Origin of the sequence: Streptomyces sp. NPDC017246, assembly GCF_044331325.1 — a bacterium.
Taxonomy (GTDB): Bacteria; Actinomycetota; Actinomycetes; order Streptomycetales; family Streptomycetaceae; genus Streptomyces.
In genome coordinates, this window is record NZ_JBIRMW010000004.1 from 106,061 (window position 1) to 128,044 (window position 21,984).

Below are 21,984 nucleotides of genomic sequence, written 5' to 3' on the forward strand. Positions count from 1 at the left end.
CGGACACCGGCGTGGTCCCGGACGGAGAGCATCGCCTTCCCGCCTTCTGCCACGATGGGCCGGTGAGCGACACAGAGGCGGGAAAGAGCACCGGACCTGCGGACGGCGGCGCGCGGGGGCGGCGTCGGCGGGACCCGGAGTGGACGTCCGCTGCGCTGCTCGACGCGCTGCTCGGGCTGCTCTCGGAGGCCGCCCAGGAGCCCACCCGGAAGGCGATCGCCGAGCGTGCGGGAGTGTCCGAGCGCACGGTGTTCGTGCACTTCGCCGACCGCGAGGCGCTGTACGTGGCGGCCGCCCGGCGGCAGGCCGAGCGATGGCTCGCCCATGCCGAACCGGTGCCGCCCGCGTGGGAGGCGGAGCGCAAGGTGGGCGCGCTCCTGGCGCAGCGGAGCCGGATGTACGAGGTGATGACACCGATCCGGAAGATCGGTCTCGGCCTGGAACCGCACTCGCCCGGCCTCCGCGGGGTGATGGCGGAGGGCGACGCCTGGTTCCGCGCGGACCTGGCCGTGATGTTCGCGCCGGAGCTGGGCCGGGTGCCGGACGCCGAAGCGGCCGGGGGGCTGCTCGACGCGCTGGAGGCCTCTTCGTCGTGGGCGGTCTGGGACCATCTGCGGTCCCGCCGGGGGCTGGACGAGGCGGCGGCCCGTGCGGCGATCGGCCGCACGCTGCGGGCGCTCCTCGGCTTCGGGCCGCACACCCCTTGACTCGTATTGCAGTCGAACTGCAATAGTGGGCGCCCCGACCGAGAAGGGCGTCACCCTGCCATGACTCCGATGAACCGGCGCGGCTTCGTCGCGGCCGCCACCGCGATGGGCGCCGCGGCAGCCTCCATCTGCTCGGGGTCCTCGAAACCCCTGAACCCGAATTCCCGATCGTGACTCCGTGACCCCGGCCTCACACGTACGGGTGCGCCCGTTCAGGAGGCAGTGTCCCGGCCGGTGACGTCCTCGCGTCCGGTGAGCACCGTCTCGCGGAACGACGCCACCACGGGGCGCAGGTCGACCCGGTGCCAGGCCGCCCAGAGCCGCACCGATCCCCCGTACCAGGGAAGTTCGCGGACCACGACGCCTTCGGTCGTCCCGCGCATCATGCTCCGCTGGATCAGCGCGAGGCCGAGGCCCGAGGCGACCAGCCCCAGTGCGGTGAGCGGATCGGCAGCGTCGAGACGGATGTCGGGAGTGAAGCCGTACGAGGCGCACGACGCGACGAACGAGTCGCGCCGGCCGGGCTCCTGGGGGTCGCCCACCGCGATCCACGGCTCACCGTCCAGCTCCTCGGGCGTCACCTCCGCCCGGCCCGCGAGGGGGTGGTCCGCGGGCAGGGCGAGCAGCAGCGGGTCCCGCAGCAGGGGCGAGGTGTCGAGGTCCGGATCGTCCTCGGGCGGGGGCGTGCGCACCAGGGCGATGTCCAGGCTGCGCTGGCGCAGGCCCTCGAACTGCTCGGCCGACTCCTGGCCGTACAGCGCCACGTGAATCCCCGGGCGCTCCTCACGCAGGGTGCGCAGGGCCGTGGGCAGGACACCCGTGTGCATGGCGTCGGCAACGTACCCGATGCAGAGCCCGCCCTCCTCGCCCCGGCCGAGCCGTCGGCCGAGGTTCTCCAGCCGGTCCGCGTGACGCAGCAGGGCGCGGGCCTCGGTCAGGAAGACATGACCGTCCGAGGTCAGCCTGATGCGCTGCTGACTGCGCTCGAAGAGGGTGAGGCCCAGGTTCTTCTCGAGCTGGGCGATCTGCCGGCTGAGGGGCGACTGGGAGATGTGGAGTCGCTCGGCGGCGCGCCCGACGTGTTCGGTCTCGGCGACGATCACGAAATAGCGGAGTTGTCGCAGGTCAAGCATGTGGGACCTCAAAGGTCTGAAGTGAGTCCGAGTGAGTCTTGGACAGTCTCATGTGGAGATCCTAGCCTCGGAGACACAAGGCGGACGGATCAGCCGTTCAGCCGACGGATCGGCTGTTCAGTGGTCGAAACTCGCCCATCACCATGAAAAGGATCTTCCGTGACCCTCTCGTCCCTCCTCCCCGGCACTCTCGGCTTCGGCACCGCTCCCCTCGGCAACATGTTCCGCGCCATCCCCGACGAGGAGGCCGCCGCCACCGTCGAAGCGGCCTGGGACCAGGGCGTCCGCTACTTCGACACCGCCCCCTTCTACGGCGCCGGCCTCTCCGAGATCCGACTGGGCGAGATCCTCTCCCGGCACCCCCGCGACGCCTTCGTCCTCAGCAGCAAGGTCGGCCGCCTCGTCCTCGACGAGACCGAGGACCCCGCCTCCCGCGACCTCGGCGAGAAGGGCGGCCTCTTCGAGCACGGCCGCCCCAACAAGATGGTCAACGACTACAGCGCCGACGCCACACTGCGTTCCGTCGAGGACAGCCTGAAGCGCCTCGGGACCGATCGGCTCGACATCGTGTGGGTGCACGACGTCGCCCAGGACTTCTACGGGGACGAGTGGCTGGCCGCCTACGAGACGGCGCGCACCGGAGCCTTCCGCGTCCTCCAGCGACTGCGCGAGGAGGGCGTCATCAAGGCATGGGGCCTGGGCGTCAACCGGGTGGAACCGCTGGAGCTCACCCTCGACCTGGACGAGCCGAAGCCCGACGCCTTCCTCCTGGCCGGCCGCTACACGCTCCTCGACCACGAACGGGCCCTGCAGCGCCTGCTTCCGGCCGCCGCCGCCCAGGGCGTCGACATCGTCGTCGGCGGCCCGTACAGCTCGGGGATCCTCGCCGGGGGAACGCACTTCGAGTACCAGAAGGCCCCCGCCGCCGTCATCGACCGGGTCGGGCGGATCAAGGCCGTCGCCGAGCGGCACGGGGTGGGCATCAAGGCCGCCGCGCTGCAGTTCTCCCTCGCCCACCCGGCCACCGTCGCCGCGATCCCGGGCGCCACGAAGCCCAGCCGTATCGCCGAGGACGTCGCGGCGCTCGTAGAGACGGTCCCCGGGGCGTTCTGGAACGACCTGCGCACGGAGGGTCTCATCGCGCGGAACGCTCCCGTCCCCACCGTCTGAGCCCCGCCTCCGCCCACGCTCCCTCACTCACTCCCCCGACAACCCGCCCCGACAACTCCCCAGGAGATCTCCGTGGCCACCACGACCGCGTCCCTCGGCATTCCCGCGACACCCGACCGCGTCTGGCGGCTCATCGGCGGCTTCGACTCGCTGCCCGACTGGCTGCCGTACATCCCCACCAGCGCACTCGGCGAGGGCGGACGCGTCCGCACCCTCGTGAACGAGGACGGCGGCGTCATCGTCGAGCGCCTGGAGTCCTTCGACCACGAGGCACGGAGCTACAGCTACTCCATCCTCCGGGCCCCGTTCCCCGTCACCGGCTACCTCTCCACCCTCACCGTCCACGCGGTACCCGGGCAGGACACGGCCCGCGTGGAGTGGTCGGGCTCGTTCACCCCGAACGGCATCACCGACGACGAGGCCGTCGATCTGTTCCACGGCATCTACCGGGACGGCCTGGCCGCGCTGCACCGGACACTCTCCGGGGATGCCGGCTGACCGTCGCGGTCAGGTCGACTCGCGGACCACGAGTTCGTTCGGCATGATCACCGGCTCCCTCGGACCGCCCTCGATGAGCCCCAGGAGCAGCCGGACCGTCGCCCGGGCCTGGTCGGCCATCGGGCTGCGCACGGAGGTCAGCGCCGGCGTGGTGTACGCGGCGGCCTCTATGTCGTCGAAGCCGACGACGGCGACGTCCTCGGGGACCCGGCGCCCCGCCTCCCGCAGGGTGCGCAGGGCTCCGATCGCCATCAGGTCGTTGCTCGCGAACACCGCGTCCAACGCCAGGTCGTCGTCCAGGAGTTGCCGCATGGCCTCCGCGCCGGAGACTCGGGTGAAGTCGCCCAGCGCGACGATCGACCGGCGTCCGGTGCCGTGCAGGGTGGCCCGGTAGCCGTCCAGGCGCTCCCGGGACTCGTAGAGCTCCAGCGGGCCGGTGATGACGGCGATCCGGCGCCGGCCCCGCTCCAGCAGGTGGCGGACCGCCAGAGCCGCGCCGTTCGCGTTGTCCAGCCCCACGTACGGGACGTCCGGCGCGTTGGTGCGGTTGAACGAGGCCGTGGGCAGGCCCGTCCTGGCCAGCGCGGCCGGCAGCGGATCCGTCCCGTGCAGGGCGATCAGCAGGACGCCGTCCACATGGCCGCCTGCGACGTACTGCTCCACCCGGGCGCGGCTCCGGTCGGACTCGGCCAGCATGAGCACGACCTGCTTGCCCGCGGCCTCCAGTTCCCTGCTGACGGCACGCACGACGGTGGCGAAGAGGGGATCGTCGGAGACCACGCCCTGCGGGGGATCGGAGACGACCACGGCCACGGCGTCGGTCCTGCGCGTCACCAGGTTCCGGGCGGCCGCGTTGGGCACGTACCCGAGCTCGCGTACGGCCCGCATGACGACGTCGCGGATCTCCGGCGCCACCGTCGCCTCGCCGTTGACGACACGGGAGACGCTCGACTTGGACACCCCCGCGCGCGCGGCGACCACTTCCAGCGTGGGTCGTTTCATCCCGGTCCGTTCGGTCGGCGGTACCCCAGGGGCTTCGGGGAGCGTTTTCCGACGAGGATGACGTCCGGACGACTCTCGTGTCAACGCCACCTTCGAGACACGCTGTTGCACCGCATCACGGTGAACGCCCGCCGCACGGAACGGAGTTCTTTTCCCAGGCAGGGCCCGTCCCGGCCGACCAGACGGCTGTGGGCCGACCCTCCGAGAAACCGTTCCATCGAGCAACACGGCGGAGTCCACAGCGTTTCAGGCCCGTGAACCAAGCCCTTGACAGTCGTTCCGGACCGGCCCATTCTCACCCCTCAGGGAGCGCTCCCCCGACTTTCCCCCTCCTGAGGAGCTGCCGTGCCTCCACTGTTCCGCCGCCTCGGTTTACTCGTCGCCGTCGCGGCCACCCTGCTCAGCCTCACCGCACTTCCCGACCCACCCGCCCACGCCGCGGCCGGCTGCGGCACTGTGGACGCCGCACGCGGCAGGCCCGCCACCGCGTCCAGCACCGAAGGCCCGTTCGGCGCGCAGAACGCCGTCGACGGCGATCCCGGCACCCGCTGGTCCAGCGAGTTCTCGGACTCCCAGTGGATCCAGATCGACCTCGGCTCCGCCAAGAACGTCTGCGGAGTCGCGCTCGCCTGGGAGGCCGCGTACGGCAAGGCCTTCCGGATCCAGCTGTCGAACGACGCCGCCACCTGGTCCACGGTCTACGACACGACCACGGGCACGGGCGGCGCCCAGGACCTGACCGTGGCCGGCACCGGCCGCTACGTCCGGCTGGCCGCGACCCAGCGCGCCACCGCCTACGGCTACTCCCTCTGGTCCTTCGCCGTACGGACCACCGAGGGCGACCAGCCCGGCGGCGGGGACACCCTGCTCTCGTACGGCCGGCCCGGCGCGGCCTCCTCCTCGCAGGCCGACTCCAACTGCTGGGAGTGCACCCCGGCCCGGGCGTTCGACCGCGACCCCGCCTCACGGTGGGCCACCAGCCCCACCACCGGCTGGACCGACCCCGGCTGGATCTCCGTCGACCTGGGCGCGACCGCCCAGATCCACAAGGTCGTCCTCCAATGGGACCCGGCCTACGCCAAGTCCTTCCAGATCCAGGTCTCCCCGGACGGGACCAACTGGACACCGGTCTACTCGACCACCACCGGCACCGGCTTCAAGCAGACCCTGTCCGTCTCCGGCACCGGCCGTCACGTCCGGATGTACGGGACCGAACGCGCCACCGCCTACGGCTACTCCCTGTGGGAGTTCCAGGTGTACGGCTCCGGCGGCGCGCCGATCCCCGCCCCGCCGCTGCCCGCCGATCCGGCGAACCCGCCGCGGCTCGTGTGGAGCGACGAGTTCGACGGCGCGGCCGGGGGCCGGCCCGACCCCGCCAAGTGGCGGGCCGACCCGGGCACCGGCCAGAACGCCGAGCTGCAGTACTACACCGACCACCGCAACGCCGCACTGGACGGCGCCGGCCACCTCGTCATGGAGGCGCGCCAGGAGGCGACCCCGGGTCAGGGGTGCCCGCCCGACCCGCTGACCGGGAGCACCACCTGCCAGTACACCTCGGCCCGGATGAACACGGGCGCCACCTTCCAGTTCACCTACGGACGGGTCGAGGCGCGCGTCAAGGTGCCCAAGGGCAAAGGTCTTTGGCCCGCCTTCTGGATGATGGGCGGCGACTTCCTGACCGGCCGGCCGTGGCCGTACAACGGGGAGATCGACATCATGGAGATCCTCGGCAAGGACGTGAAGACCGCCTACTCCACCGTCCACGCCCCCGCCTACAACGGCGGCGGAGGGATCGGCGCGCCGTACCGGCTGCCCCAGGACGCCGACTTCTCCGACGACTTCCACACCTGGACCGCCGACTGGAACAGCAAGGGGATCGTCTACAGCCTCGACGGACGGACCGTCTTCACGCTCGACAAGGAGCAGGTGGAGCGGACCCGCGGGCCGTGGATCTTCGACCACCCGCACTACATGATCCTGAACCTCGCGATCGGCGGCGACTGGCCCGGCCCGACCGACTCCACGACGCCGTTCCCCTCGAAGATGCTCGTCGACTACGTGCGCGTCTACCAGTAGCCGGCCCCTCCACCCCGCACCCCACGTCCGTAAGGAAGTGACATGCGCAGACACGCCGTACCCCTGTACACCCTCCTGGCGGGGGCGCTGGCGGTCGTCCTGGCCGCCGCCCTCAGCATCACCCTCTCCACCCGGCCCGCCTGGGCCGCGACCGTCGTCGTCCAGGCCGAGTCCTACGCCGCCCAGTCCGGCGTCGCCGTGGAGGCGACCGCCGACACCGGCGGCGGACAGAACGCCGCCTTCCTCGCCGACGGCGACTGGATGCGCTTCGACGGCGTCGACCTCGGCGCCGCCGGCCCCCTGACGGTCTCGGCCCGCGTGGCATCCGCCACCGGGACCGGCACCGTGGAGCTGCGCACCGGAGCGCCGGCCGGACCGCTCCTCACCTCGTTCCCCATCAGCTCGACCGGAGGCTGGCAGAACTGGGCCACCCGGACGGCCGACGTCACCACGCACCCCGCGGGCCCGCAGACGGTGTTCGCCGTACTCCGCAGCTCCACCCCCGGCGACTTCGTCAACATCAACTGGTTCTCCTTCGGCAGCGGAGGAGGAGGCGCGGCGCCCGGGTGGGTGGCCGTCGACCAGACCGCGTGGAACGCCCAGCTCGCACAGTTCCGGGCGATGACACCCGCCGCCGTCCCGGCCGGCGCGGTCCGCGTCCCCGAGTTCAACGCCACCTGCACCTACAGCCACTCCGCGCCGGACGACCCGATCGTCGTCCCCGGCCTGCCCGGCGCGTCCCACATGCACAGCTTCTTCGGAAACAGGAGCACCGACGCCTTCACCACGCCGCAGAGCCTGCGGGCCCACACCGGCACGAGCTGCACCCCGCCGGAGGACCTCTCCGCGTACTGGATCCCCACCCTCTACGAGGGAGGCAGGGCCGTCGAACCCGAGGGCGTCATCGTCTACTACGGCTCCCGGCTCCCCGACCCCTCGGCGACGGTCCCCTTCCCCCAGGGCTTCCGCATGATCGCCGGCAACGCCAAGTCGCAGGTGCCCACCCCGGCGGGCTCGGCCAACCAGTTCTTCTGCGCCGGTGAGGGCGGCGAGATCGGCCGCAGCGCCGACGGCAACTGGCCGGTCTGCGCACCGACCGCCAAGCTCGTGTACCAACTGCTCTTCCCGGACTGCTGGGACGGCAAGCACCTCGACAGCCCCGACCACAAGTCGCACGTCGCGTTCACCTACAACGGCACGTGCGGCGGAGACCATCCGATCGCCATCCCCTCCGTCTCCTTCGTCATCGGCTACCCCACGAGCGGCAGCGCGGCCGGCTTCTCGCTCTCCTCGGGCCTGGCGTCCTCCATCCACGGCGACTTCTTCAACGCCTGGGACGACGCGGCCCTGGGACACCGGGTGAGGAACTGCATCGTGCAGAGCGCCAAGTGCAACTCCGCCGGTACGTTCTGATCCCGCGGACGGCCCTGCTCGCCGCCCTGCTGGCCACCGGCTGCGTCCAGCAGCCGGTGGCCGGTCCGCCGCGCGTAGTGGCCTTCAACGCCACCGACACCGCCTGGATCCAGTTGATGATCCCCATGGACGAGCGGGCCCAGCGTCTCGCCGACCTCGCGTCGGCCCGGACCGCCGACCTGGCCCTGGCCGGGCTCGCGACGGCGTCGGGAGCGAGGCTGAAGGGCGAACTGGCGCGTCTGCGCGGCCTCCTGGAGCGTTCGGGGGTCCCCGACACACGCCCCCACGAGGGGCACAACATGCCGGGGATGGTCCCCCTCGACACCCTTGAAAGGGCTTCCAGGAGCACCGGGGAGGAGCTCGACCGGCTCTTCGGGGAGAGCATGCGCGCCCACCTGACCCAGACCCGGTCGCTCTGCGCCGGGGAACGCGCCTCCGGCACGTCCGACGACGCGAAGGACCTGGCCGGCACCATCGAGAGGAGCGCCGCCGAACAACTCGCCCTGCTGGACCCGACACCACGCTGAGCGGCGGGCGGACGCACGCACGCCATGGCGCGTACGCCCGCCACCTGCCACCTGCCACCTGCCACAGGGCGAGCGCGGGTCGGTGCCGTACGGACGGAGGGGCGCTTCTCCGCGCACCCGCAGCGCGGTATGCCCACTCCTCGGGACGAGTCGTCCACCATCCGGGCAAAGGTTTGACCGGCCCGCGCGCTCACGGTTATGTTGCGCGCCATGCACCGATCCGCGCTTCTCACCACTCGAGGTCATGTCGACCTGAAGCGTGTGTGCTCCGCCGCGTGTCAGTGGTCGTGAACCACGGCGTGGACACGGAGCCGGGTGCCCCCTCTCCGACCGGGATCTGATTCCCGTCTCCGTCCGGAGCCCCGCTCCGGACGGCACCTCCACCTCTCTCGGCCCCACGCCGCCGCGCACCCCCTGAAGTGGCGTTCCCGCCGGTCCCCGGCGGAGCGCCCCCGACGGCTCCGGCCTGCCGTTCCGGCCTCCGGATCCGTCCGTCCGCGCCGCCGCACAGGACCGGGAAGGCCCCCCGTGGAGAGTTCACCACCCACCGCAGTCCGACGTTCCGCGCCACTGCGGCGCTCGGAGATCCCGCCCGCGGCCCCGGCCGCACGCCGCGCGTCGGGTGCCGGGGCGGTGATGGGGGCCATCCTGGACCACGGGCCGGTGGCACGGAGCACCGTGGCCCGGCTGACCGGGCTCTCCCCCGCCGCGGTCAGCGGCCACTGCGGCGTGCTGCTGAGCCGCGGGCTGATCCGCGAGCGCCAGGAGACCACGGGGCCGCGCGGCCTGGGCCGTCCGCATGTTCCGGTGGAGGTCGACGCCGGCCGGTATCTGGTCGCGGGAGCCCATATCGCCGTCACTCACGCGACCTTGTCGCTGATGGATCTGAGCGGCCGGATCGTGGCCGAGGAGCGGCATCCGCACGATGTGACGGATCCCGGGCGGGTACTGGGCGGTCTGGCGGAGCGCCTGCCCGGCCTGGTGGCGGCGCACGGCGCGGGCAGGACGGTGCTCGCCCTGGGGGCGGCGACCGGGCAGTGGGTCGATCCGGAGGCGGGCGTGGTGGTGCGGCACCCGCAACTGGGCTGGCGCGATGTGGCGGTACGGAGTGTGCTCGCCGAGGCGACCGGGCTTCCCGTGCATGTCGACAGCCACGCCCGGGCGTTGGCCCGGGCGGAGCAGCTGGTGGGGCAGGCCGGAACGCGCAAGAGTGCGGTGCTGCTCTTCGTGGGGGCGGTGGTGGACGCGGCGTTCGTGTCCGCGGGCGCCGTGCATCAGGGGCCGCGTTCGGGAGCGGGGAACGTCGCGCATCTCCCCGTCGGCGCCGGTGGCGGCGGCTCGTCGTCCTGCGTGTGCGGCGTCCCGGGATGCCTCCAGGCCGAGGTGTCGGAGCCCGAGATGGTGCGGAGGGCCGTGGCGGCGGGGCTTCCGGTGGCGTCCTTCCCCGCGCTGCTGGACCGGGCGGTGGCGGGGGACGCGACGGCGCGGGAGCTGTTCCTGCGTCGCGCTCGGCTCGTGGGGCGGGCCGCGGCCGTCCTCCTGGACATGCTGGACCCGGAGGTGCTCGTCGTGGTCGAGCCGGGCGCGGGGCGGCTGCCGGAGTGCCTCGCCGCTCTCCGGGCCGAGGTGGCCGACCGGTCGTGGGTGTGCGACGACCCCGAACACCGCGTCGTACCGAGCTCGTTCACCGGGTCCGTACTGGCGACGGCGGGGCCGGCCGTGGCCCTGGGCGCGCTCTACGACGATCCGCTCGGGCCCTGGCCGGCGCTGCCCGCCGTCTCCTGACGGGGGCGGGCGGAATTCGGCGGGGGCACGGCCCCCGCAGCTGGAAGTCCGACTTAATTCAGAGAGTTGCATTGTTGACCGGGCCCGAGCCCAGAACGGAAAATGGATTCATGAGCAGCCGGCGAGGGATTTCAGGGATCGTGCCCCACACGGCACGATGCTGTCGCCCCCTGCCGCTCTCCGTTCCGGGATCCGGCTGTGCCGACCGTGCCGACGCCGTTCGGGCCGAAAGGCCTGCCGGACAGTCCGCCGCGCAGCGCGCCGGAAAGCGTTGTTGACGCTCTCCCGCACCTTCCTGTGAAAAGGGCCTGATCCGCCGTCGCGGACTCACGTGCGCTCTTTTCCGTCTTCCTTCGCGCCGTCGCCACTCCCTGCCCATGTGAGGCCGGTCGGCCCGACGGCCTCTTTCCCCGCCGTCTCTCACCGCCGCCCCGCCATGCCCTTCTTCGTCATGGAGGAAATGTGTCCGTCTCCCTGTCCTCGCACCCCGCGGCGGATCTCGCCCCCGACCGTTTCAAGCAGGCGTTCCGCGCCTACCCGGCCGGCGTCGTCGTGATCGCCACCGACGCCGGTCACGGGCCCGTCGGCTTCACCGCGACATCACTCACCTCTCTGTCCCTGACTCCTCCGCTCGTCTCCTTCGGCGTCGCCACGTCGTCGTCGTCCTGGCCGCACGTCGAGCAGGCCCGTACCGCCGTCATCCACTTCCTCGGCTCCGACCAGGAGGATCTGGCCAGGCGCTTCGCGACCAGCGGCATCGACCGTTTCGCCGAACCCACCGCCTGGCGGCGCCTCCCCGAGGGGGAGCCGGTCCTCTCGGACGTCGCCGGCTGGCTCCGGGTCCGCGTCGAGGACCTGGTGCCCGCGGGCGACCACCGGATCGTCGTGGCACGGGTCCTCGCATCGTGGCAGGAGCCGGGTCGGCGCCCTCTGCTCTTCCACGACGGCGGCTATCTCTCCATCTGAACCACGCCCCGCCCGATTTCCTTCTCCCCCCGCCCGCACTTCTTCGGAACAGGATCACCATGTCATCCATCCCCGCCCATCCCCGTCTGGGCCGCAGAGGGTTCCTCGCCCTGGCCGGCGGGGCGGCTCTCGGCGTCGCCGGATGCGCGCCACCGCCCGGCCCCGCCGTCCATTCCGCTTCCGTCAAAGCGCTTTCCACCGCTCCCCCGCCTTCGGGTACGTCGCTTTCCGTGGCCGTACGCACCTCGCGCATCCAGTTCGCCGAGTCCGGTCTGCTGAAGGAACTCCCGTTCGCGGTGTCCGAATGGCCGAACCTGTCCGCGGGTCCGGACATCATCCAGGGATTCCGGGCGCGTTCCATCGACCTGGCGACCAATGCCGGAATTCCCCCGATCCAGGCCCATGCCATCGGGGTGGAGGCCCGCATCGTGGCGGTGCAGCTGCGCAGGAAGCCGACGTATGTCTTCGCCACGGCCCCCGGTTCCCCCATCGGACGGGTGGAGGACTTCCGGGGCAGGAAGGTGGCGTTCTCGCAGGGCCAGGCCCAAGGCGTGGTCGTGCTGCGCGCCCTGAAGGAGGCCGGACTGTCCACGAAGGACGTCCGGTTGGTGGCGCTGCCGAGTACGCAGTTCCTGACCGCTCTCCAGTCCCGGCAGGTCGACGTCGCCCCGCTGGGCGAACCGACGCTGACCAAGTACCTGGCGCAGTACCGCAAGGACGGCGCACGGGACGTGCGCACCGACGTCGTCGACCTGCTGACGGTGCTGTGGGCTCCCGCCGAGGTGCTGGACGATCCCGCGAAGGCCGCGGCGGTCCGCAGCTTCGTTCCGCTCTGGGCGCGGGGGTCGGTGTGGGCGTGGGAGAACACCAACCGCTGGATCGACGCGTACTACGTCAAGGACCAGGGCGTCAGCCGCGAGGACGGCAAGCGCATCGTGACCTCGCTCAACAGACCCTATTTCCCGGCGCGTTGGGACGAGGCGATCGCCTGGGAGCAGGAGACGGCGGATCTGCTGGCCGAGGGCGGCTTCGTCCCCCGCTTCGACGTGACGCAGCTCTTCGACCGACGCTTCGAGGGCCTGGCGGCCCAGGCCGTCGACGCCCGGTACCGGGAGGGGACATGACCGAGGCGCTGACCCCCGCGCGTACCTCCCGCGGGCTCGACCTGGCCCACGCCCCCCGCACGGCGCCCCTGGCCACACCGTTCACCTCTCCGGAGCCGAGCGGATGCCTGCCGCCCGGCGCCCACCCGGGGTCCGGGACCGCCACCGGCGGCAAGCCGGGCAGGGGCGGTGCCGGCCGAAGGCGACGGCTGGGTCCCGGCCGGCCGGTGCCCTTCGGCCGACTCCTGGGACCGGCCCTGCTCATCGCCGCCTGGTGGGCCGCCTCGACCGCCGGGGTACTCGACCCCCGCATCCTCTCCCACCCGTGGACCGTGGTCTCCACCGCTGTCGAGCTGGTGGCGGACGGCCGGCTCCAGGGGAACGTGCTCATCTCCCTCCAGCGCGCGGGGCTCGGACTCCTCTTCGGCGTCGTCGCCGGAGTCACGCTGGCCGTCGTGGCGGGTCTCAGCCGCACGGGGGAGTACCTGGTCGACGGGCCTCTGCAGATCAAACGGGCCATCCCTTCCCTGGCGATGCTGCCGTTGCTGATCCTCTGGCTCGGCATCGGCGAGGACATGAAGGTCACGGTGATCGCCCTCGGCGTGGCCGTGAACATGTACATCAACACCTACGCCTCGCTCACCGGCATCGACAGCCGCCATGTGGAGCTGGCCGAGATCCTGCGGCTGAGCCGGTGGCGGTTCGTACGCAAGGTCGTCGTCCCGGGTTCGCTGCCGGGGTTCTTCGTGGGCCTGCGCCTCGGGGTGACCTCCTCGTGGCTCGGCCTGATCGTGGTGGAGCAGATCAACGCGACCAGCGGCATCGGCTACATGATGTTCCAGGCCCAGCAGTACGCCCAGTCCGACGTGATCATCGTGGGCCTGGTGGCGTACGGAGTCTTCGGCTTCGCCTCCGACGCCCTCGTCCGCGCCGTCGAGAGGAGGGCCCTCTCGTGGCGACGCACCCTGGCGGGCTGACCAAGGCCCCACCGGCCGTCCGCGCGCGGCGACTCGTCCGCCGCTTCGGCGAGCGTGCCGTACTCAAGGACATCGATCTGGACCTCGCGCCGGGCGAGTTCACCGCGCTGCTCGGGCGCAGTGGGTCCGGCAAGTCGACGCTGCTGCGCGCGGTGGCCCGGCTGGACCACGGGGTGGAGGGGACGGGAGAACTCGTCGTACCCGAGCGGGTGTCGCTGTCCTTCCAGGACTCGCGTCTGCTGCCCTGGCTGCGCGTGCTGGACAACGTGGTGCTCGGGCTGCGCGGCCCCGGCGCCCGCGAGCGGGGGCTGACCGCCCTGGCGGAGGTCGGGCTCGCGGGACGCGACAGGTCCTGGCCGCACGAGCTCTCCGGCGGAGAGCAGCAACGGGCCGCTCTCGCACGGGCACTGGTCCACGATCCCGAACTGCTGCTCGCGGACGAGCCGTTCGGCGCGCTCGACGCGCTGACCCGGATCAAGATGCACGGTCTGCTGCGCGAACTCTACGAGCGCCACCGGCCTGCGGTGCTGCTGGTCACCCATGACGTCGACGAGGCCGTCGAGCTGGCCGACCGGGTGCTCGTCCTGGAGGACGGCGTGATCTCGCTGGACATCCCGATCGACCTGCCCACGCCCCGCAGCCGGCGCGATCCCCGGTTCCAGGGGTACCGGGACGCCCTGCTCAACGCGCTCGGTGTGACGACGCCGTCCGCCGACCCGAACGAATCCCAGGAGGAGAAGTCCCATGTCCCGAACGTCTGAGCACGCCTCCGGCCGCACTCAGGACGGTGCGCGCGTCCGCAAGCACCTCCATCTCAACGCGTTCCTGATGTCGGTGGGCCATCACGAGGCGGCGTGGCGGCTGCCCGAGAGCCCGGCCCGGGGCGGTACCGACATCGCGCATTACCAGAATCTGGCCAGGATCGCCGAACGGGGCAAGCTGGACTCGGTGTTCCTCGCCGACAGCCCGGTCCTCTTCGGGGACCCGGGGCGGCGTCCGTCGAGCAAGCTGGAGCCGACCGTCCTGCTGACCGCGCTGGCCGCGGTCACCGACCGGATCGGGCTGATCGCCACCGCCTCGACCAGCTACAACGAGCCCTTCAACCTCGCCCGGCGGTTCGCTTCGCTGGACCATGTGTCGGGCGGCCGGGCCGGCTGGAACATCGTCACCACGGCGGGGGCGGAGGCGGCCCGCAACTTCGGCCTCGACGACACTCCCCCGCACCACGAACGCTACGAGCGCGCGGCCGAGTTCGTCGAGGTGGCCACCAAGCTCTGGGACAGCTGGTCGGACGACGCCGTGATCGCCGACAAGGACCGCGGTGTGCACACCCTGGCCGACCGGGTGCGGCGCGTCGACCACCGCGGCGCGTACTTCCGCGTCGACGGACCGCTGAACGTACAGCGGTCGCCCCAGGGCTATCCGCTGCTCGTGCAGGCCGGGTCGAGCGAGGACGGGAAGGAGTTCGCCGCGCGGTACGCGGAGGCCGTGTTCACCGCGCAGCAGACCCTGGAGGACGGCATCGCGTTCTACCAGGACGTCAAGCGGCGTGCCGTGGCCTTCGGCCGCGACCCGGACGGGATCAAGATCCTGCCGGGGATCGTTCCGGTCATCGGCGACACGGAGGCCGAGGCGCGGGAGCTCGACGCGGAGCTGGACCGGCTGATCTCGCCCGAGTACGCCAAGCGCCAGCTCGCGCAGCGGCTGCGGATCCCTCCGGAGGATCTCGACCTCGACAGCGAGCTGCCCGCCGAGGTTCCCACCGAGGACGAGATCGAGGGCGCCAAGAGCCGCTACACCCTCATCCTGGATCTCGCCCGGCGTGAGCGCCTGACGGTACGCCAGCTGATCGGACGGCTGGGCGGCGGGCGCGGGCACCGTACCTTCGCCGGAACCGCCGAGCAGGTCGCCGACACGATCGAGCACTGGTACGAGAGCGGTGCCGCGGACGGCTTCAACATCATGCCGGCGGTGCTGCCGTCCGGTCTGGAGCGGTTCGTCGACCGGGTGGTGCCGATCCTCCGGGAGCGCGGTCTCTTCCGTACCGAGTACGAGGGGACGACCCTGCGCGAGCACTACGGTCTGGCCCGCCCGGCCAACCAGTACTTCGACGCGCCGGCGTCCGAGGCCGGGGTCGCCCCGGGCGAGGGTGCCGACGCCGGTCGTGACGCCGTCGCGCTGGTGGACGCACGGTGACCGGTTGTCCCCCACCGGCCCCGCCGGAGCGGCCCTCGTCGGAGCAACGTCCGCAGGAGGACCGCCCGTCGGCTCGGCCCCCGTCGGAGCCGGTCGCCGCCACGGCGGCCGGCCCCGAGGGGCCCCGGCCGCCCGGCTGGGCACGGCGGCTCCTCGGCTACTGCCTGCGCCACCGCCGTGATCTCGCCCTCGCGTACGGCGCCGCGGTGGTCGCCGCCCTGGCGACGGCCACGCTGCCGCTCGTCCTGCGCCATATAGTCGACGCGGTCTCCGCCGGCACGGCCGGGTCGCTGACGCCGTGGCTCGTCCTGCTGATCTCGCTCGGCGCCGTCCGGTTCGGTGCGAGCTTCACCCGGCGCTACCGCTCGGGCCGGGTGTCGCTCGGGGTCCAGTACGACCTCCGCAACGACGCCTTCGCCTCACTCGTACGGCTCGGCGGGTCCAAGCAGGACGAACTGCGGACCGGTCAGGCGGTGAGCCGCTCCATCTCGGACATCACCCTGATCCAGACCTTGCTGCAGTTCCTGCCGAACCTCACGGGCAACGTCCTCATGTTCCTGGCCTCCGTGGTCCTCATGGCGCTGCTGTCTCCGCTGCTGACCGCCGTGGCCCTGGTCGTCGGACCGTTGCTCTGGATGATCGCCTTCCGCAGCCGTCGGGACCTCTTCCCGGCGAACTGGCACGCCCAGCAGGAGGCCGCGGAGGTCGCGTCCGCCGTGGAGGCCACGGTCACCGGCGTGCGGGTGGTGAAGGGGTTCGGTCAGGAGGAGCGCGAGCTGGCCGGTCTGGACGGTCGCGCGCGCCGGCTGTTCGCCTCCCGTATGCGAGTCGTGCGCTACACCAGCCGGTACAACCCCGCCCTCCAGGCCGTTCCGGCCCTGGGGCAGGTCGCCGTGCTCGCGCTCGGCGGCTGGATGGCGCTGGACGGCCGGATCTCGCTGGGCACGTTCCTCGCCTTCACCACGTATCTCGGCTCCTTCGTCACGCCCGTGCGGCAGCTGGCCACCCTGCTCACCGTGTGGCAGCCGGCCCGGGCGGGCGCCGTCCGTGTCATGGAGGTCATCTACGAGACGCCGGGTCTGGCCGAGGCACCGGACCCGGTGGAGCCGCCCGCCGACCCGCCGGCCGTCTCCTGGGAGGACGTCACCTTCGCGTACGGCGGCGGGAAGCCGCTCCTGCGGGGCTTCTCCCTGGACGTCCGGCCGGGCGAGACCGTCGCCCTCATCGGCCTCGCGGGCTCCGGCAAGTCGACGGCGGCTGCCCTGCTCCCCCGCTTCTACGACGTGGGCGGCGGCCGGGTCCGGGTCGGCGGCCACGACGTGCGCGCCCTGTCCCTGGACGCCCTGCGCTCCCGGATCGGCTTCGTGTTCGAGGAGTCGTTCCTGCTCTCCGACACCATCAGGGCCAACATCGCGTACGGCCTGCCGGACGCCGCGGAGGACCGGATCCGCGCGGCGGCACGGCTGGCCCGCGCCGACGAGTTCGTCGAACGGCTGCCGCACGGCTACGACACGGTCGTCGGCGAACAGGGACTCACGCTCTCCGGCGGTCAGCGGCAGCGGATCGCCCTCGCCAGGGCGCTGCTCCGCGAGCCGGCCGTGCTGGTCCTCGACGACGCCACGTCGGCGATCGACACCCGGGTGGAGGCGGAGATCCACGACGCCCTGCGGACGGCGGCGCACCGGCCCACGACGCTGATCGTGGCGCACCGCCGCTCCACCCTGGAGCTGGCGGACCGGATCGCCGTCCTGGACGAAGGCCGGGTCGTCGACACCGGCACACTGGACGAACTGCGCTCTCGCTCACCGCTTTTGCGCTCCCTGCTGTCCGCCGCTCCGGAGCATCCCTCCGGGACGGTGGAGGAGGCCGCCACCGCCTCCGGCTCCGCCGGGTCCCCGACCGTCGCCGGGGCCGCGGCGCCGGTCACGGCCGCGCTCTGGCGGCGGGACGAGGACGACGCGTCCGACGACGAGGGCGGCGAGGCCTCGGTCCGCGCGGCCCAGGCGTTCGCGGAGGCCGCGGCGACGGCCGGACCGGGCCGGGGCGCTCCGGGTGGGGGCGGGCTGCTCGGCTCCGCGCCGCCGAATCCGGAGGTGCTGGCCGGACTCGCCCGGCTGCCCCTGCCGAAGGCGGATCCCGGGCTGCCCGTGGACATGGTCGCCGCGGCCGAACCGGAGCTCGGTCTCGGACGGCTGCTGCGCCCCTTCCGGGCACCGCTGCTCCTCGGACTGCTTCTGGTCGCGCTGGACGCGCTGGCCCAGATCGCCGTACCCGTGCTGGTCAGGCACGGGGTCGACGGCGGTGTGGCCCAGGGCGCCGGGGGCGCTCTGCTGACGGCCGCGGCCGGTGCCGCGGTCGTGGTGGCGGCGAACTGGGCCGTGGGCGTCCTCCAGGTCCGGACGACGGGCCGGACCGGCGAGCGTCTGCTCTACACGCTGCGGGTCAAGACGTTCGCTCAGCTCCAGCGGCTCGGCCTCGACTACTACGAGCGCGAGCCGGGCGGCCGGATCATGACCCGGATGACGACGGACGTGGACGCCCTGTCCACGTTCATGCAGACGGGGCTCATCACGGCCGTGGTCAGCGGTCTCACCGTGGTGGGCGTGCTCACGGCCCTGCTCGTGATCGACGCCGGCCTGGCCCTCGTCCTGGTCACCGCGGTCCCGGTACTGGCCGTCGCGACCGCCGTGTTCCGCCATCACTCCGTACCGGCCTACCGGGAGGCACGGGAGCGCGTCAGCATCGTCAACGCCGCCCTCCAGGAGAACGTCGCCGCGATCCGGGTCACCCAGGCCTTCCGCCGTGAGGAGCACAACGCACGGCACTTCGCCCGGCTCGCGGGCGATTTCCGGGACTCCCGGCTCCGCGCCCAGCGGTACATGGGGATCTTCTTCCCGTTCGTGGAGTTCCTCGGCACGCTCGCCGCGGCCACCGTCCTCGCAGTCGGAGCGGGCAGGGTGACGGCCGGCGAGCTCACGGCGGGCACGCTCATCGCGTTCCTGCTGTACGTGGAGCTGTTCTTCGCCCCCGTCCAGCAGCTGTCCCAGGTGTTCGACGGCTACCAGCAGGCCGTCATCGGCCTCTCCCGGCTGCGGACGCTCATGCGGACCCCGGCCGGGACCCCCGGTGCGGACCGGCCGCGCGGGGTCGGCCGGCTGCGCGGCGCGATCGAGTTCGACGGCGTCTCCTTCGCCTACCCGGGAGGCCGCGAGGTGCTGAGCGACCTGCGCCTGCGGGTCGCTCCGGGAGAGACCGTCGCACTGGTCGGCACGACGGGAGCGGGGAAGTCGACAGTCGTCAAACTCCTCGCCCGCTTCTACGACCCCTCATCGGGGCACGTCCGGGTGGACGGGGACGACCTGCGCGAGCTCGACCTGACGGCGTACCGCCGCCGGCTGGGGGTCGTGCCCCAGGAGCCCCACCTCTTCAGCGGAACCGTGCGCGACGCCATCGCGTACGGCCGTCCGGACGCCTCGGACCGCGACGTCGAGGCCGCGGCTCGGGCCGTCGGGGCGCACGACATGGTCGCCGCGCTGCCCCGGGGCTATCTCCAGCAGGTCGGTGAACGGGGCCGGAACCTGTCCGCCGGCCAGCGTCAGCTCATCGCCCTGGCGCGGGCCGAACTCGTCGACCCCGACGTGCTGTTGCTGGACGAGGCCACAGCCTCGCTCGACCTGGCCACCGAACGTCGGGTGACCGCGGCGACGACCGCGCTGACCCGTCGTCGTACGACCGTCGTGGTGGCCCACCGGCTCACCACCGCCGCGCGCGCCGACCGTGTGGTGGTCCTCGACGGGGGCAGGATCGCCGAGACCGGCACGCACGAGGAGCTGCTCGCCGCCGACGGCCCGTACCGCCGGCTGTGGGACGCCTTCCGGGACGGGGCCGCGCACCCCGTCACCACCGAGCCCCACCCCACCGACCCGGACACCGCCGACCCCCACCCCACCGATCGGGACCCCGCCGATCCCCGACCCACCGATCACCTCATGCAGGAGAGTGCACGATGACGCAGTACCGCAATCTGGGCCGTACGGGCGTGAAGGTCAGCCCGCTGTGCCTGGGAACGATGATGTTCGGCGCCCGGGGCAACAGCGACCACCAGGACTCCGTACGGATCATCCACCGCGCCCTCGACGCGGGCATCAACTTCGTGGACACCGCCGACGTCTACTCCGCCGGCGAGTCCGAGACGATCGTCGGCAAGGCCCTGACCGGCGGCCGCCGGGACAATGTCGTCCTCGCCACCAAGTTCCACGGCAGCCTCGGCGACGATCCCAACGAACAGGGCAACTCGCGCCGCTGGATCATCCGGGAGGTCGAGAACAGCCTGCGCCGCCTGGGCACCGACTGGATCGACCTCTACCAGGTCCACCGGCCCGAGCCGGACACCGACTTCGACGAGACGCTCGGTGCCCTGACGGACCTGGTACGCCAGGGGAAGATCCGCTCCATCGGGACGTCGACGTTCGAGCCGTCCGCCATCGTCGAGGGCCAGTGGCTCGCCGAGCGCCGCGGTCGCGAACGCGTGGTCACCGAGCAGCCGCCGTACTCGCTGCTCGCCCGGGGCATCGAGCGCGAGGTCCTGCCGGTCGCGCAGCGGTACGGACTCGGTGTGCTCGCCTGGAGCCCGCTGGCCGGCGGCTGGCTCTCCGGCCGCTACCGCAAGGGGGCGGACCAGCCCCGCTCCAGCCGCGCGGACCGCCAGGCCGAGCGCTTCGACATCGGGTCCGCGGAGAACGCGGCCAAGCTCGACGCGGCGGAGGCCCTGGCCCAGCTCGCCGAGGAGGCCGGCCTGACCCTGATCCAGCTCGCCCTCGCCTTCGTCCTCGAACACCCGGCGGTCACCTCGGCCATCATCGGCCCCCGCACGTTCGAGCAGCTGGAGAGCCAGCTCGGCGCGGACGAGATCCGGCTGAGCCGCGACGTCCTCGACCGGATCGACAAGATCGTGCCGCCGGGCACCAACTTCGCCGCGAGGGACGCGGGTTACGCCCCGCCGTCGCTCACCGCACCGGAGCTGCGCCGGCGCGGTCACTGACGGCTGCCCGGCCGCGCCCCGGACGGGCGCGGCCCGGGCCGCGGCCGATGCTCCCGGACGGTGCGGGGTGCGGCTGTTGCTTCGGAGTGCAGCATCAGGCGCGGCCGACGCTTCGGACCGCGCGGGGTGGCTACCGGATTCGGCCGGTGCCGGACGGCATTCTGGTGGCCCGTTCCGTGGCAGAACGGCGGGGCAGGGCGACGTGGCGGAGCAAGGGGACCGAGTGGCGGACCAGACGAGGTCGGGGGAACCATCGGAGGCGGAGGCCGGAGCGCTGGCGGAACGGCTCAAGGAACGCATCTACGCGACGATCACGATGATCGCCGTCATCGTGGGCCTTTCCTTCGGTGACGCCGGGCCTGCCGGGGCGGCCGCGACGGTGCTGACCACGGCCCTCGCGCTGTGGCTGGCCGCGTTCGCCGCGGACCAGCAGGCCCACCGCACGGTGCACCGCGGCTTCGCCACGGGCCGTGAACTCCGCCGGATGCTGTACGTCAGCAGTCCGCTCCTGACCTGCGCGGTGGCCCCGGGTGTGATGATCGCCCTCTCCGCGCTCGGCGCCATGAGTCTCTCTGCGGCGCTCCGGACGGCGGTCTTCCTGGCCGTCGCCTCGCTGTTCGCGTGGGGCTTCGTCGGCGGACTGCGCATGGGCGGCGGTCGGATCCTCGCGGTGCTCGCGGGGCTCGTCGACGCGGTGCTCGGCGTGGCCATCGCGCTGGTGAAGGTGAGCGCGGGGCACTGACGGGAGGGTCCCACGCTCGTGCGCGGGGGTGTCTCACGCTCGTACGCGGGAGCGTCCCACGCTCGTACACGGCAGCGCCCGCACCCGGGATCTACGTCGAGCGGCAGCGGCATCCGGCCCGGCAGGGCTATTTCTCCAGACCATCCCGATCGTCACCGGGGGCAGCGGCAGCGGGATCTCCAGCAGGCGCAGTCCGAGCGCGTGCGCCGCGTCGCCGAGTGGTGAAAGTTGCGCGAAACCCCCTTCTGGGAGCGCTACTTCGACGTCGTGGACCTGCCGGTGGGCATCGAGAACGGCTACGCCCGCACCTACGGCCTGGAGCCGGTGGCCACCCTCGCCCCCTGACGCTCAGCCCTGGCCGCCCGGTGCCGCCGCCACCCGGCGGAAGCACCGGCCGGGCAGCAGAGAACCCCGGCACAAACAGCCCTGTTTTCGGCCAAGCGCGTCGGTGGGCACGGACCCGGGTTCGCGGGGGTCGGTGTACCCGGCACGAACGGGCATTCGCCTGGCCACGGGATTCACGTCGCGTCCGAAACACATGTGTTCGACACGCCGGGCATCGTCGTTGAGCCTCACGACACCCCCACTCCTCGTCACCGGAGGCCTTCGTGTACCCCCTGCCCACTTCCCTCCCCACCCCTCTGGCTC

18 protein-coding genes and 1 pseudogene are annotated in these 21,984 nt (G+C 72.4%); 17 read left to right on the forward strand and 2 right to left on the reverse strand.

Features of this window, described 5'->3' with window-relative positions; genetic code table 11:
• Window positions 1-62: 62 nt before the first annotated feature.
• Together ACH4MY_RS11285 and ACH4MY_RS11290 are read left to right on the forward strand one after the other, a co-directional pair.
• Entirely contained in the window at window positions 63-707 is a 645-nt protein-coding gene (locus ACH4MY_RS11285; protein WP_398000818.1) for a TetR/AcrR family transcriptional regulator, read from the forward strand.
• A 69-nt stretch (window positions 708-776) separates the two neighbouring features.
• Complete coding sequence (locus ACH4MY_RS11290) at window positions 777-881, forward strand: twin-arginine translocation signal domain-containing protein (protein ID WP_398001650.1); 105 nt, start codon at window positions 777-779, stop codon at window positions 879-881.
• A gap of 38 nt (window positions 882-919) precedes the next feature.
• Here ACH4MY_RS11290 and ACH4MY_RS11295 read toward each other — a convergent pair whose 3' ends face one another.
• On the reverse strand, window positions 920-1,840 hold the full coding sequence (locus ACH4MY_RS11295) for a LysR substrate-binding domain-containing protein (protein ID WP_398000820.1): 921 nt from the start codon (window positions 1,838-1,840) through the stop codon (window positions 920-922).
• Window positions 1,841-1,999: 159 nt separating this feature from the next.
• On the opposite strand from ACH4MY_RS11295, the gene ACH4MY_RS11300 reads away from it, so the two are divergent.
• Together ACH4MY_RS11300 and ACH4MY_RS11305 are read left to right on the forward strand one after the other, a co-directional pair.
• On the forward strand, window positions 2,000-3,010 hold the full coding sequence (locus ACH4MY_RS11300; protein ID WP_398000822.1) for an aldo/keto reductase: 1,011 nt from the start codon (window positions 2,000-2,002) through the stop codon (window positions 3,008-3,010).
• A 72-nt stretch (window positions 3,011-3,082) separates the two neighbouring features.
• Entirely contained in the window at window positions 3,083-3,508 is a 426-nt protein-coding gene (locus tag ACH4MY_RS11305; RefSeq protein ID WP_398000824.1) for an SRPBCC family protein, read from the forward strand.
• A 9-nt stretch (window positions 3,509-3,517) separates the two neighbouring features.
• Here the strand turns inward: ACH4MY_RS11305 and ACH4MY_RS11310 are convergent, their stop codons facing one another.
• Window positions 3,518-4,510 (reverse strand): LacI family DNA-binding transcriptional regulator, encoded by a 993-nt coding sequence (locus ACH4MY_RS11310; protein WP_398000827.1) that lies wholly within the window; start codon window positions 4,508-4,510, stop codon window positions 3,518-3,520.
• Between the two features lie 345 nt (window positions 4,511-4,855).
• Between ACH4MY_RS11310 and ACH4MY_RS11315 the strand changes: the two genes are divergently transcribed.
• From ACH4MY_RS11315 to ACH4MY_RS11375, 13 genes and pseudogenes are all read left to right on the forward strand, one after another.
• Window positions 4,856-6,586, forward strand: a complete 1,731-nt coding sequence (locus ACH4MY_RS11315; RefSeq protein ID WP_398000830.1) for a discoidin domain-containing protein — start codon at window positions 4,856-4,858, stop codon at window positions 6,584-6,586.
• Between the two features lie 42 nt (window positions 6,587-6,628).
• Window positions 6,629-7,999 (forward strand): DUF1996 domain-containing protein, encoded by a 1,371-nt coding sequence (locus ACH4MY_RS11320; protein WP_398000833.1) that lies wholly within the window; start codon window positions 6,629-6,631, stop codon window positions 7,997-7,999.
• Complete coding sequence (locus tag ACH4MY_RS11325; RefSeq protein ID WP_398000835.1) at window positions 7,975-8,526, forward strand: DUF305 domain-containing protein; 552 nt, start codon at window positions 7,975-7,977, stop codon at window positions 8,524-8,526. Before ACH4MY_RS11320 ends, ACH4MY_RS11325 begins: the two co-directional genes overlap by 25 nt.
• Before the next feature lie 663 nt (window positions 8,527-9,189).
• Window positions 9,190-10,311: an ROK family protein gene (locus ACH4MY_RS11330; protein WP_398000837.1), complete on the forward strand. Its 1,122-nt coding sequence runs from the start codon at window positions 9,190-9,192 to the stop codon at window positions 10,309-10,311.
• 462 nt (window positions 10,312-10,773) lie between these two features.
• Entirely contained in the window at window positions 10,774-11,277 is a 504-nt protein-coding gene (locus tag ACH4MY_RS11335) for a flavin reductase family protein (protein WP_398000840.1), read from the forward strand.
• Window positions 11,278-11,336: 59 nt separating this feature from the next.
• A complete protein-coding gene (locus ACH4MY_RS11340) occupies window positions 11,337-12,401 on the forward strand; it encodes an ABC transporter substrate-binding protein (RefSeq protein WP_398000842.1) in 1,065 nt (354 codons plus the stop codon).
• A complete protein-coding gene (locus ACH4MY_RS11345; RefSeq protein ID WP_398000845.1) occupies window positions 12,398-13,357 on the forward strand; it encodes an ABC transporter permease in 960 nt (319 codons plus the stop codon). Before ACH4MY_RS11340 ends, ACH4MY_RS11345 begins: the two co-directional genes overlap by 4 nt.
• Complete coding sequence (locus ACH4MY_RS11350) at window positions 13,333-14,118, forward strand: ABC transporter ATP-binding protein (RefSeq protein WP_398000848.1); 786 nt, start codon at window positions 13,333-13,335, stop codon at window positions 14,116-14,118. Before ACH4MY_RS11345 ends, ACH4MY_RS11350 begins: the two co-directional genes overlap by 25 nt.
• Window positions 14,102-15,553 (forward strand): LLM class flavin-dependent oxidoreductase, encoded by a 1,452-nt coding sequence (locus ACH4MY_RS11355; protein WP_398000851.1) that lies wholly within the window; start codon window positions 14,102-14,104, stop codon window positions 15,551-15,553. The genes ACH4MY_RS11350 and ACH4MY_RS11355 overlap by 17 nt, the downstream gene beginning before the upstream one ends.
• Window positions 15,554-15,717: 164 nt before the next feature.
• Window positions 15,718-19,563, forward strand: coding sequence for an ABC transporter ATP-binding protein (locus tag ACH4MY_RS11360; protein ID WP_398001653.1), 3,846 nt, complete (start codon window positions 15,718-15,720; stop codon window positions 19,561-19,563).
• The gene (locus ACH4MY_RS11365) at window positions 19,560-20,594 is read left to right on the forward strand and encodes an aldo/keto reductase (RefSeq protein WP_398000854.1); all 1,035 of its coding nucleotides are present in this window, start codon (window positions 19,560-19,562) and stop codon (window positions 20,592-20,594) included. Before ACH4MY_RS11360 ends, ACH4MY_RS11365 begins: the two co-directional genes overlap by 4 nt.
• Window positions 20,595-20,817: 223 nt before the next feature.
• Entirely contained in the window at window positions 20,818-21,336 is a 519-nt protein-coding gene (locus tag ACH4MY_RS11370) for a hypothetical protein (protein ID WP_398000857.1), read from the forward strand.
• Window positions 21,337-21,564: 228 nt separating this feature from the next.
• Window positions 21,565-21,681: pseudogene (locus tag ACH4MY_RS11375) on the forward strand (darcynin family protein); the annotation flags it as partial.
• Between the last annotated feature and the right edge of the window lie 303 nt (window positions 21,682-21,984).